Origin of the sequence: Clostridium muellerianum, from assembly GCF_012926525.1 — a bacterium.
GTDB classification, from domain to species: domain Bacteria; phylum Bacillota; class Clostridia; order Clostridiales; family Clostridiaceae; genus Clostridium_AM; species Clostridium_AM muellerianum.
This window is the reverse complement of the sequence record NZ_JABBNI010000025.1, coordinates 35,073-46,936: the sequence shown is the minus strand read 5'-3', so window position 1 is coordinate 46,936 and position 11,864 is coordinate 35,073. Positions and strand designations below refer to the sequence as shown.

The 11,864-nt window shown below is 29.3% G+C and carries 13 protein-coding genes and 1 pseudogene; 12 read left to right on the top strand and 2 right to left on the bottom strand.

Annotation, left to right across the window (positions count from 1 at the left end; all coding sequences use genetic code 11):
• Positions 1-393 precede the first annotated feature (393 nt).
• Both HBE96_RS13290 and HBE96_RS13285 read left to right on the top strand, forming a co-directional pair.
• Positions 394-1,356, top strand: a complete 963-nt coding sequence (locus tag HBE96_RS13290; protein ID WP_169298224.1) for a helix-turn-helix transcriptional regulator — start codon at positions 394-396, stop codon at positions 1,354-1,356.
• Between the two features lie 100 nt (positions 1,357-1,456).
• Positions 1,457-2,083 carry a type 1 glutamine amidotransferase family protein gene (locus HBE96_RS13285; RefSeq protein ID WP_169298223.1) on the top strand — a complete coding sequence of 209 codons (627 nt, stop codon included), beginning with the start codon at positions 1,457-1,459 and terminating at the stop codon, positions 2,081-2,083.
• A gap of 159 nt (positions 2,084-2,242) precedes the next feature.
• Here HBE96_RS13285 and HBE96_RS26685 read toward each other — a convergent pair whose 3' ends face one another.
• Complete coding sequence (locus HBE96_RS26685) at positions 2,243-2,374, bottom strand: hypothetical protein (RefSeq protein ID WP_281064349.1); 132 nt, start codon at positions 2,372-2,374, stop codon at positions 2,243-2,245.
• Positions 2,375-2,464: 90 nt separating this feature from the next.
• Between HBE96_RS26685 and HBE96_RS13280 the strand changes: the two are divergent.
• Positions 2,465-2,644 (top strand): annotated as a pseudogene (locus tag HBE96_RS13280) (hypothetical protein); the annotation flags it as partial.
• A gap of 441 nt (positions 2,645-3,085) precedes the next feature.
• Here the strand turns inward: HBE96_RS13280 and pdxR are convergent.
• Complete coding sequence (gene pdxR / locus HBE96_RS13275) at positions 3,086-4,492, bottom strand: MocR-like pyridoxine biosynthesis transcription factor PdxR (protein ID WP_169298222.1); 1,407 nt, start codon at positions 4,490-4,492, stop codon at positions 3,086-3,088.
• Between the two features lie 102 nt (positions 4,493-4,594).
• On the opposite strand from pdxR, the gene HBE96_RS13270 reads away from it, so the two are divergent.
• The 9 genes from HBE96_RS13270 (at position 4,595) to dmpI (ending at position 11,776) form a co-directional block, all read left to right on the top strand.
• A complete protein-coding gene (locus HBE96_RS13270; RefSeq protein ID WP_169298221.1) occupies positions 4,595-5,020 on the top strand; it encodes a CGGC domain-containing protein in 426 nt (141 codons plus the stop codon).
• 226 nt (positions 5,021-5,246) lie between these two features.
• Positions 5,247-5,426 carry a hypothetical protein gene (locus tag HBE96_RS13265; protein WP_206154930.1) on the top strand — a complete coding sequence of 60 codons (180 nt, stop codon included), beginning with the start codon at positions 5,247-5,249 and terminating at the stop codon, positions 5,424-5,426.
• Positions 5,427-5,721: 295 nt separating this feature from the next.
• Positions 5,722-6,195: a pyridoxamine 5'-phosphate oxidase family protein gene (locus tag HBE96_RS13260; protein ID WP_169298220.1), complete on the top strand. Its 474-nt coding sequence runs from the start codon at positions 5,722-5,724 to the stop codon at positions 6,193-6,195.
• A gap of 375 nt (positions 6,196-6,570) precedes the next feature.
• Positions 6,571-6,795, top strand: a complete 225-nt coding sequence (locus tag HBE96_RS13255; RefSeq protein WP_169298219.1) for a DUF1659 domain-containing protein — start codon at positions 6,571-6,573, stop codon at positions 6,793-6,795.
• A 112-nt stretch (positions 6,796-6,907) separates the two neighbouring features.
• Complete coding sequence (locus HBE96_RS13250) at positions 6,908-7,447, top strand: RNA polymerase sigma factor (RefSeq protein ID WP_342590183.1); 540 nt, start codon at positions 6,908-6,910, stop codon at positions 7,445-7,447.
• Between the two features lie 149 nt (positions 7,448-7,596).
• The gene (locus HBE96_RS13245) at positions 7,597-8,064 is read left to right on the top strand and encodes a VOC family protein (RefSeq protein ID WP_169298217.1); all 468 of its coding nucleotides are present in this window, start codon (positions 7,597-7,599) and stop codon (positions 8,062-8,064) included.
• 398 nt (positions 8,065-8,462) lie between these two features.
• Positions 8,463-9,086, top strand: a complete 624-nt coding sequence (locus tag HBE96_RS13240; RefSeq protein WP_169298216.1) for a VanZ family protein — start codon at positions 8,463-8,465, stop codon at positions 9,084-9,086.
• Positions 9,087-9,463: 377 nt separating this feature from the next.
• The gene (locus tag HBE96_RS13235; protein WP_169298215.1) at positions 9,464-11,140 is read left to right on the top strand and encodes an AAA family ATPase; all 1,677 of its coding nucleotides are present in this window, start codon (positions 9,464-9,466) and stop codon (positions 11,138-11,140) included.
• A 426-nt stretch (positions 11,141-11,566) separates the two neighbouring features.
• The gene (gene dmpI, locus HBE96_RS13230; RefSeq protein WP_169298214.1) at positions 11,567-11,776 is read left to right on the top strand and encodes a 4-oxalocrotonate tautomerase DmpI; all 210 of its coding nucleotides are present in this window, start codon (positions 11,567-11,569) and stop codon (positions 11,774-11,776) included.
• Positions 11,777-11,864 lie beyond the last annotated feature (88 nt).

Below are 11,864 nucleotides of genomic sequence, written 5' to 3'. Positions count from 1 at the left end.
AAGAGGGTGAATGAAATGAATAAAGTGAAATGTATAAAGAAGCAAAATATTTTATATTTAAATATATTTGTTGTTTCAATATTAGGCTATTTTTATGCATTATCGTTTACAACGTTGGAATTATGGAAACAAGTATTAATTATACTGGCAGCAACTCTTATTATTTTAGTTGTCGAATTTTCAATATTGTATGCATTCAAGAACCATATTAAACATAAAAAGCTCAACTGAAAGTAAATTGGGATTAATAATAATATTCTTATTTAACGAAACAATGAAAAAGACGAACAATTTTAAAAAACACTACATTATTCAATTTGAATTCTGCAGTGTTTTTGTGTCGCAGTATAATGTAAATGATACTATTAAAAATCTAGGGAAGTGGGGAGCATTATGCCAAAAAATGATAATATGCTAGCAATTTTATGGATGCTGAATTCAGGTACAAAAATAACTGCAAAGCAAATATCCGAAAGGTTAGAAATAAACATAAGGTCAGTTTATCGTTATATGGATGCACTCTGTATTAGTGGAGTGCCAATAATATCGGAGCCTGGTCATAACGGCGGATATAGTTTGCTTAACAATTTTATCCGAACACCCCTGTTTTTTGACCTTGAAGAGAAAAAATCACTTTTGCATGCTGCCACTTTTGCAATGGAAGCAGGATATCCTTTTATGGAAGCACTAAATAGTGCAACATCAAAGTTAAAGATGTTCTCGAATCAAGAACAAGAAAAAGTTCTCAATCGTCATTTAGTCGGATTTCAAGTAGTGAGCCGTATTTGTGATCCAGCTGTCAAACCTATATTAATGGAAATTGAGCAAGCTGTTGCTAATGAATGTTCTGTGGAAATTGAATACTGTACAGGTTATGAAGGACATCCTAAGCATAGGGTTGTTGACCCTTATGGGATGCTTTACTGGAACGATAAATGGTATGTTATTGCATTTTGCCATCTTAGGAATGAAATCCGCAGCTTTAGGGTAGATAGAATAGTAAATATTATAAGCACTAAAAATACATTTAAGCGTCCTGAAGCTTTTTCGGCACGTGAGTTTTTTACAAAAAACTTATTATCCAATGTGGAAAACAAAGTAGGACTTTGCACTTTAGTAATTGAGGGCAAATCAGAAGCATTGAATGACCTTTGTGCACATTGGTTTTTAGGATATCATCTGATAGAACGAACTGAATGCAGAGCTAATTTTTTAATGGATGAAAACTCAATACATACCTATGTTCCTCATATTCTACTTCCATATGGTAAATCAATAAAGGTGATTGAACCAAATAGTTTTAAAGATGCTATGGTAGCAATTCTTAGAGATTTGATGGACTATTATCTTCACTGACTGAGTTTGTCAGTGAAGATAATATATAATAGATCTAGATGGAATTTGAGACCATCCTGTAACAAATAGCAACAATGAAATGAATGTGGAGGAATAGAAAATGAAGAATACAGTATATCTTTATGTATTTGATACAATGGCAGACTGGGAAATAGGTTATTTAACCGCTGAAATCAATTCGGGAAGGTACTATAAAAAGGGATTAATGCCGCTAAAAGTAGTAACTGTAGGAATTACCAAGACCCCTATTACTACAATGGGAGGACTTACAATATTGCCGGAAATTGAACTTAAGGAGTTTAATGCTCATGATGCTGCTGCTTTGATTCTACCTGGTGGGAATACATGGACAGAAGCAATTCATGCTCCCATTATAAGAATGGCTGAAAAATATTTAGAGAAAGGTATTGTTGTAGGGGCAATTTGTGGTGCTACAATAGGACTTGCTATAGGGGGAGTATTGGATAAGCGAGCTCATACAAGCAATGACTTGGGGTATCTTAAAATGGTCTGTCCAAGCTATGAGGGAGAAAAGTATTATAAGCAGGAATGTGTAGTAACTGATGGAAGTTTGATTACTGCGTCTGGAATAGCTCCCCTTGAATTTGCTTTGCATATATTGAAAATTCTAGATGTATTCTTACCGCAAACCCTAGATTCCTGGTACAATCTTTATAAAACCCAAGAATCAAAATATTTCTTTAAGCTTATGAACTCAATTCAATAAAATGGCTTAAAGTGGGTAAGATAGCTACTTTTCACCACTATATTAACAGAGCCTAAAAATAGGCTCTGTTTTAAGTAAGTGTTGATAATGAAACATTTTTTAAGGGAACTTATTTTCATTTTATGAATGTTATTATCAATTGAAAATCTATCTTGTGATTTACGCCGGTTCGTGTTTATCAATGATATACCATCCAGTTTCCGTTTTCTTAACAGTAAATGTTATTGGTATATCCCATGAACCTCCCACTGTTTTATTTTGAGAATCCTTTATGCTAACTGAATATGTCATTTTAACATAAATTATATCTTTTTTTACACTTTGTGAATCTTCCTTTAGACTAAAGTCTACTTTGAAAGGTTTTTTATATTCAGGATTATTTATATGATGGCATATAGAGCTGGATGGAATATAGGCACAGGTTCCTTGGTAGCAAATATTCTTCTTGCGCTTATGCTTATTCCAATTGGGATAATATTTTATAAAGAAGGATTTGGTATAAATAAAATATTAGGTATATCATTTTGTATAATAGGATTAATATTCATAAATAAAAGATAATATTTGGTACTAATTTACAAAGCCAGTTAGCCCTTTCATTCTGTAGGAAATCTAATAAATTCTTCATTTCTTTTAGATTTCATTACTTATAGGAGTACATCCGACATACATGTATAATCTTGATTTATCTATAGTAATCAAAATTGAAATGGCTTAAAGAATTAACTTAAATGTTATTCATATATAAGTAATGTATAATCTTCAATTCTAAAAAATCAATTTCAAAGTATGGTGGATAGTTATAATATTATATAGAGTATTATAACGTAATAGTAATTAAATGTGTCACAACTAGTAAACAACATGACGTAATTATTGAAGTCAAAGGTTGATGAAAATTATACACTGTGACATCAGAAAACAAAAGCAGATATAATATCATGGTATGGAGAATAGTAGATGTATACAATAAATAAGAAATATATTTTAAGTATCCACCTACTAAACAAGCCATGCTTTTTTCAACATCCGAATACCTTTTTCAATCTGAAGTTCTGTTAAGCTACCAAATCCCAGCAAAATCATAGGGAATTCACTGGTTACACATTCATTATAATAAATTGAGGTTGGATAGATTTTTATTTTCATATCATGAGCATGTTGAATTAATTCTTCCTCTGTCATTCCGTTTTTAACTTTCAATAAAATGTGTAATCCAGAATTTGCACCTATAACTTCAGTTTTTTCTTTCATATGTTTATCAATTGAAGAAAGCAACATTGAATGTTTTTTACGATATAATGTCCTCATTTTATTTATGTGACTTGAGAAATATCCTTCTTTCATAAATTTATAGAGTGTATTTTGATGGAGTCTAGATACGGTTTGTTTATATATTTTTAAATATTTTTGATATTCCTCAATCAAATTTTCGGGTAAAACTAAATAACTTATCCTGATTGAAGGAATTAGAGATTTTGAAAATGTACCCATATAAATAACTTTACCGTTCCTATCTAATCCTTGCAAAGAAGGAATTGGTTTACCTCTATATCTAAATTCGCTGTCGTAATCGTCTTCGATTATATAACCATTTTTTTCTTCACACCACTTCAATAATTCCAATCTTCGAGAAACTGGCATAACTATTCCACAAGGAAACTGGTGCGAAGGTGTAACATAGACAACTTTAGCAGAACTTTTTCTTAAATCTTCTACGCAAATGCCATCTTCATCTATTGAAATAGGATGGACATCTAATCCTTGGTCTATAAAAACATTTCTTGCTTTATTGAACCCAGGATTTTCAATTGCGTATGTATAGTTTTTACCTAACAGCATACATAATAATATCATTAGATATTGCATGCCTGCTCCAATAATAATTTGTTCTGGAATGCATCTTACGCCTCTTGATTGGAAAAGATATTTGGATATTTCTTTACGTAGACATTCGTCTCCTTGAGGTTCACCTATTAATAAAAGGTCACTTTGATCAGAATATAGGCACTGTGATGCTAGTTTTTTCCATACAGGATGTGGGAAATGATCCAAATCAACATTTCCTGAATTAAAGTCAATTAAGTATTCAAAGTCATCCTTTAATTTTATATTTCCATTAGGTTTATCTACAGATGGTATATTGCAGAATGAATTATCTTCTAGTCTTTTTACAAACATACCTATACGAGGTTTACTTTCTACATATCCTTCCGCACATAATTGTTCATAAGCAGTGTAAATAGTATTTTGGCTAATTCCCAGATAAGTTGCTAATTTTCTTTTTGATGGTAATTTCGTTTCTGGTTTAATTGTCCCAATTTGTATTTGATTTTTGATATATTCATATAATTGCAGATAGAGTGGAGTGTTTTTTGAGTAATCCCAAATAGGCATAATTTCAATCATTTTTTATATCCTCCAATAACTGGTACTATAAAATATGTTAAAACTGGCACTTTTTATTATACCAGATTAAAATTATAATTAAAAGAGAAAGGGGGAATAAGTATGAATACTAAATATGTTGTTATCATTCAATGTGATATTGCACAAAGAAGGTGCAGTGGATTTGCATGTACAAATGCTTTTTATAATAAGGATGGAGTTTTTAAAGATTATGATGATGCCACAAGATATATTTCTTTTACTTGTGGTGGATGCAGTGGAAAAGGAGTTGCAGCTAAATTAGAGCACTTCTCTAAGAAATTAAATAAAAAAACTGATATTACCAAAAATGAAATTGTAGTTCATTTAGCATCTTGCATGGTACATGATAGTCATCATTCTGATAGATGTCCACATGTAGACTATATTAAGAGTATAGTTATAAAGAAAGGTTATAAAAATGTAATAGAGGGATCTTATATAAGTAATAATGCAAGAAGGAAAAGAGAAGAAGGTATATATAACTGTTATGATCAGAATCAGCTTTAATACTAAAAAATAAAAAATCAATAAGATTAAATATGTGTATGTGAGTAAATACTTCTTAATTAAAAATAAGACATAGCAGTATAGGTAAATAATATCCTTCTAAATGGATAATATATAAGATTATGATACAGCTTTCTTATTATTTGTGTCTATATAATCTTTACGTCATACATAACTTATCAAATTATTATAAATTGACGATATTTGATAAAAGGAAGGAATAACTATGTTTAAGGAAATAAGAAGAAAAGACAGAAAACTTGAGATTGTAGAAGCAATAGAAGTATTAAATAAATATTCACCAGATTATATTGAAAAGGGTAAGATATATATTGCAAATGCAGGATCAATAACTAAAGTGATAAGAATAAATGTTGAGCATATTTCTGGTAAAGCAAGAAGATAATTAATGTCAATATTTCTTTAACATTTGATAATGGTTAATCTAACTAACCACCATTAGTACTTCTGTAAGAAATAAAAGGTAATTCAGGATAAATTATTATCACAATTATCTTTTTTAATTTGCTTTTGTTGTTAGATAATGTGGCATATGAAAGATATAAAAAAACTCAATAAATAGTAATTTGTTGAGTTGTTTATTATTAAATTATGAAGAAAATTTATAAACAATGAAATGTATAAATCAGAACTTGTAGGAACAAGAAAATTATAGGATATATTAAATGTGGAGGTGTTTTATGAATAGAAAAGATCGTGAGATTACGGATCAGCAGGAAATCATTGATGTACTTCATCGGTGTAATACATTACGTTTGGGAATGTTTATGGATGATTATCCCTATGTTGTACCTGTATCATTTGGAGTTGATGAAGTTGATGGGAAGGTGATTATTTATTTTCATGGAGCTATTAGAGGTCAGAAAATTGATTGTCTTAAAAAGAATAATCATGTTTGTATAGAGGCAGATGTTTTTTATAAAGTTGAACCTACGAGAATCGGTATTACTGCACGATATGAAAGTATCATCGGATTTGGGACAATCGAGGAAACTGATGAGGAAGAGAAACTGCATGGGCTGAGAAAAATGGTCGAGCATTACCAGTTTTCGGAATATCCGATTGACCGGTGTAGAGGACTAAGTAATACTGTTGTTTATAGAATTGTTGTTACCGAACTTACTGGAAAGAGAAATCTTCCGGGAAGTGATTGAGACAAATTCCAATTTTTAGAGTTGATACAAGATACTTTTAGATTCAGTTCTGTCGTATCTTTCTTATATTGAGCATCATAGGTAGACAATCCTATCTATAATTTTTTAAGTTATATTTCAACACTATATTAAAACATAGCTTAAAAATAAAAAGTTAGTAGTGTGTAAGGCAACGGTTAGAAGAAAGACAAAGGGTGTCCATTGAATGTATCGTAAAAACCATGTTATAATGTAAAATGTAGAAAGATATAAATAGAGAAAACAGCCTTAAGAGATAAAACTCTTGGGGCTTTTTTAGTACAAAAAATTATTATTTTTAGGCATGACCATTTTCTGGACTATGGTATATAGATTAAGTGAAAGGGGTTGATATATATGGCTGCAAAATCAACAAAGCTTGAAAGTTCAATGATTCTTAAATACAAAGATGGAACAGACAAAAATGGAAAGGACGTAATTAAGAAACTAAATTTTTCAAAGGTTAAGACTTCAGCAGTGGATCAGGACGTTTTTGATGTGGCAAAATCAATTGAAACTCTTCTTGGAAAAACTTTAGATGAGCTTATAAGAGTTGATGAAAACGGAATAACAAACGCTTAAAAATCAGGTGCTGCAATTGAAAATTAAAAGGAGGGGATGTTTAAATGGCAAAATCATTATCAATGAGTTTTTTAACTGATGATAAGAAGAATAGTAATAGTAAATAAGGGTGGTGTTTATCATAGAAGAACTTGTTAAAAAAGCTAAGAGTGGAGACAGAGCTGCAGTGGATGAAATCATAGGAAAGTTTAAGTATTTTGTAATTAAGCAGGCATCTAAGTACAGCATACCATCTTATGACTTTGAGGATTTGGTTCAGCATGGACATCTTTCTATAATAAAATCAGTACATCTTTATAATACTGGTAGAGGATCCTTTACTACATACTGCACAAATGCAGTTATAAATAATTTCAAGGCACTTTTAAAAGGACAGATAAAACACTATAGGGAAATTCAAGATGAAAATGCTATTAATCTTGAAGCCTATGATTTTACTCTTGAAGATGAAGTAATTGCATATGAGGAAGCATCAAAACTTAAAGAAGTTTTGTACAAGCTTCAAGGTACGGAGAAAAGTATTATTGAAAGTGTGTATATAAAAGGTACTAGTCTAAAGAAAGCTGCAGCTGATTGTGGAATAAATTACAGGAAGGCTATTAAAGTGAGAAGAGAAGCACTTAGGAAGTTGAGAAAGTATTTAAATAGTTAAGTTTATAATAATGATAAGGGTAAAGTGTATCTATTGAGAATTTAAGATGGATACACTTTATTTTTATTTGTAATAAAGTAAAGTTTGATATTTGTAAAATATGTTATAATTTAGTAAAAGATAAATAGTAATTTGAAAGGAGAAAATTTATGAAATTTAAGAATCCTATGTTGGTTGTAACAGATATGGAAAAATCAAAAAAATTCTATAAAGATGTTTTAGGCTTAAGGGCTATTATGGACTTTGGGGCTAATGTTACTTTAACTGGTGGTGTTGCTCTGCAAACAAAAGAAAGCTGGAAAGAGTTTATTCAGAAAGATGATAATGAAATAATTTTTAGTGGCAACGATGCTGAACTGTATTTTGAAGAAGATAACTTTGACAGCTTTATTGAAAGATTAAAAGCTCTTAAATATATTGAATATGTTCACCATGTTTATGAACATAGATGGGGACAAAGAGTGGTTCGTTTCTATGATTTAGATAAGCATATCATTGAGGTTGGGGAAAATATAAAAGTTGTATGCAAACGATTTTTGGATAGTGGGCTTACTGTAGAAGAAACAGCAAAAAAAATGGATGTTCCCATTAAATTTGTTCAAGCATGTGCAAAATAAATTCCAATTTAACATTGAGTATTACAAATAGGAATTTAAGGGGGGTACTGTATTGTATGGCATTGATTTAGAAATAGATAAACTCCAGTATCTCTTTTCGTGTCGAGAGTAGGGGGAGGTTGATGGATATATTGAAAATGAAATAGATGATGTGTTCCTTTATAGAACGGATATTCTTTTAGAGGAGTATTCTTTCTACGATAATGAAGTGAAAGAAGTATCGTATGTTTCACTTGAGAAATTCAAGGTAATGGTAGAAACGCATTCCACTATGCTTATGCCTTACAAAACACATTATATTTTTTTACTACCAGCCTTGGGTAGGTGGTAAGTTTGGTTTATTACATGGATTTGATTTCGTACTTACCACGGCAAATTCTAATTTGGAGGTAAATTCTATGGATAAATTGCTTTTTATTGGATATGAATTTTTGACAGGGTTTGTTCCTTTTATTGTGACTTTCTTGATACTCAATAATATGAATAAACGTAAGGGTATATTAACATCAAGAATTCATTGTGGAATTATTATTGCTTTTGCAATTTATATAATTTCCGTATTTTATTTTACAGGAACAGGAACTTTATATGATATACTTCATTATCGCTTTCAAATAAAGGAAAAGATAAATTTTATACCATTTTCCAATGAAATTGATATAGTGTCATATTTACAAAACATATTACTTTTTATTCCTTTTGGTATTCTACTTCCTTCTTTATGGAAAAAGTATAATAAAGTGCTCTATATTCTCGTATCAGGATTTTCATTTTCAATGTTTATAGAAGTCTCTCAATTACTAAACAATAGAAGCACTGATATTGATGATTTAATATTGAATACCATAGGTGGACTAATTGGATATGGTATATATAAAATATTTGTTTGTGTAATAAAAAGTGAACCTGAATCATGTGATTGTTCTAAATGGGAGCCCATCATATATATAGCTGTAATGTTTATGGGACGTTTTCTTTTATTTAATGAATTTGGACTTGCAAAATTACTTTATAGATTTTAAATGATTAGACAAATTCGAACTTATTGAAAAATGGTAGGCTCCAAAAAGATGATGCCCATTCAAAAATAAAGTGTATCTATTGAGAATTTAGGATTGGTACACTTTATCTTTTATTGCAATAAAGTAAAGTTTAATGTTTGTAAGTTATGTTACAATTTAGTAAAAGATAAATTAGTAATTTAATGATTTATGCCATTGCATAAGTAATAAAAATTATACAAAAGGGGTATTGCTTTTTAGATAAGGTAAGTTTTAATAAGATAGTATTTCGGTTATAATTAGTATGTAAAGTGAGACTGTTATATTGTAAAAAGCAGGCATAGTCAAAGGTAAAATTGTTTTGACAATAAAATTAAATGAGGAGTTGAAGTGATAAGGTGAATTTCAAACCATTACCAATAGGAATAGATAATTTTAAAATGTTAATAACCAGAGGATATTACTTTGTTGATAAAACATTACTTATAAAAGATATAATTGATAATAAAGCAGCAGTAAATTTGTTTACAAGACCGAGAAGGTTTGGAAAGACATTAAATATAAGTATGCTTCAGTACTTCTTTGAGAATAGTGAAAAAGATAATTCGTACCTTTTTGAAGGATTAAATATAATGAAAACAGGAGAAAAGTATACTTCTCATATAGGTCAGTACCCTGTGATTAATTTGTCCTTAAAATCTGCTAAGCAGCCAACCTTTGAATTGGCATTAAAATGTATTAAAGATGAACTTGTAGATGAATTTAGGCGTCATGATTATATTTTGAAAAGTGATAAATTACTTAAAGAAAAAGAAGAATATGAAAGAATAGAAAGAAAAGAATCTGGTGAAGAACTTTACATAACAGCCCTAAAGTTCCTATCGCAATGTTTAGAAAAGTATCATGAAAAAAAAGTCATAATACTTATAGATGAATATGATGTACCGCTTGAAAATGCATTTTTTGAAGGTTTCTATGATAAAATGATTGCTTTTATAAGATCACTTTTTGAATCGGCATTAAAAACAAACTCTTCGTTAGAATTTTCAGTGATAACGGGGTGCTTAAGGATTTCAAGAGAAAGCATATTTACAGGTTTAAATAACTTGGAGATTATTTCGATTTTAAATAAATCTTATGATGAATATTTTGGATTTACACAAAATGAAGTAAATAAAATGCTTGGAGATTATGAGCTGAATGAAAAAGAAACTTTAATAAAAGAATGGTATAACGGATATATTTTTGGAGATGCTGAAGTCTATAATCCATGGAGTGCAGTTAGATTTGTAAAAGATTTGGCAGTTAGTAAAAATACATTTCCATCATCCTATTGGGCCAATACAAGTTCAAACAGCATAGTTAAGAGTCTTATAGAAAAGGCAGATACTAGAACAAAACAGGAAATAGAGCTTTTAATTGAAGGAAAAACTATAGAAAAGCTGGTTCATGAAGATATAACATATGATGAAATTTATGATTCTATGGATAATTTGTGGAATTTTATGTTCTTTACAGGATATTTTAAAAAAGTTAGCGAAAGAATGGATGAGGAAGATAATCGTTATATAGAATTAAGCATACCAAATAGAGAAGTGAAGTATATTTTTAGAACAAAAATCTTAAAGTGGTTTGAAGAAAAGATAAAAACAAAGGATTTAAGTGTTTTATATGCTGCAATAATTAATAAAGATAGTGAAACTTTTCAAGAAGAACTTAATAAACTACTAAGAGAAACTATAAGTTTTAATGATGCCTATGAGAATTTTTATCATGGTTTTGTAGTTGGAGTACTGGCAAATATGCACGATTATATAGTAAAATCAAACAGGGAGTCTGGAGATGGTCGAAGTGATATTTATATAAAATCTCCATCAATATTTGATCCGGCAGTAATAATGGAACTTAAGATATGTAAAGAACCAAAAGATATTTATAAAATGTGTGATGAAGCTTTAGCTCAAATAGAAAAGAATAAATATGATGAGGAACTTAGTCAGGAAGGTTATGAAAATATAATTAAATATGGTATTTCATTTTATAAAAAGGATTGCATTATTAAATTGGGAGAATAGTAAACTAATAAAGCATATAAGGCTAGACATTTCAAGTGAATTAGAAATGCCTAGTCTTTTTTATAAATTTAAAGAATTTTAATGATAATAATTCAAATTATTTAAAAGATTACCTAATTAATTTACAATATTCATATTTGACAGGACAACTGAAAAAATGCGTTATCCAGTTGGAAAATCAAAGAATCTAATTGTATTAAGCAGTATTCTTCCGGATAAAGTATTTCATAATTTGGTAAGTGCTGAAATGCAGAAGTGACAAAGTAAGAATAATATACACTTTATTTTTATTTGTAATAAGATAAATTTTGGTATTTGTAAACTATGTTATAATTTAGTAAAGGATAAATTAGTGATTTATCTGGTAGGTGATATAATTAATTTATATTTAATAATAAAATTAAAATGTATTTAGGAGTGATGTAAATGCCATACATAACATTAGAAAGTGGAAAATTAACTAAAGAACAAAAAGAAGAATTAATTAAAAGATTAACAGAGGTCTCATCAGAAATAATGCATATTCCAAGTGAATTTTTTCTTACCACTATAAAAGAATTACCTGATGAGAATATTGGAATTGGAGGAAAAACAATCGATAAAACAAAAAAAGAATATATGGATAAGCAACATTAATATGAAGATAAATTTCAATTTAGGGTTGAGCAATGTAAATAGTAATTTGTTGGCTATTCAGAAAAATAAAATTTATAACAAAGGAGAG

Coding starts and splice junctions, on each gene's coding strand:
- HBE96_RS13260 (WP_169298220.1), top strand. CDS start 5,722: ATGAATAGAAAAGATCGTGAGATTACGGATCAGCAGGAAATCATTGAT.
- HBE96_RS13265 (WP_206154930.1), top strand. CDS start 5,247: ATGTTTAAGGAAATAAGAAGAAAAGACAGAAAACTTGAGATTGTAGAA.
- HBE96_RS13240 (WP_169298216.1), top strand. CDS start 8,463: ATGGATAAATTGCTTTTTATTGGATATGAATTTTTGACAGGGTTTGTT.
- HBE96_RS13255 (WP_169298219.1), top strand. CDS start 6,571: ATGGCTGCAAAATCAACAAAGCTTGAAAGTTCAATGATTCTTAAATAC.
- HBE96_RS13285 (WP_169298223.1), top strand. CDS start 1,457: ATGAAGAATACAGTATATCTTTATGTATTTGATACAATGGCAGACTGG.
- HBE96_RS13270 (WP_169298221.1), top strand. CDS start 4,595: ATGAATACTAAATATGTTGTTATCATTCAATGTGATATTGCACAAAGA.
- HBE96_RS13245 (WP_169298217.1), top strand. CDS start 7,597: ATGAAATTTAAGAATCCTATGTTGGTTGTAACAGATATGGAAAAATCA.
- dmpI (WP_169298214.1), top strand. CDS start 11,567: ATGCCATACATAACATTAGAAAGTGGAAAATTAACTAAAGAACAAAAA.
- pdxR (WP_169298222.1), bottom strand. CDS start 4,492: ATGATTGAAATTATGCCTATTTGGGATTACTCAAAAAACACTCCACTC.
- HBE96_RS13290 (WP_169298224.1), top strand. CDS start 394: ATGCCAAAAAATGATAATATGCTAGCAATTTTATGGATGCTGAATTCA.
- HBE96_RS26685 (WP_281064349.1), bottom strand. CDS start 2,374: ATGACATATTCAGTTAGCATAAAGGATTCTCAAAATAAAACAGTGGGA.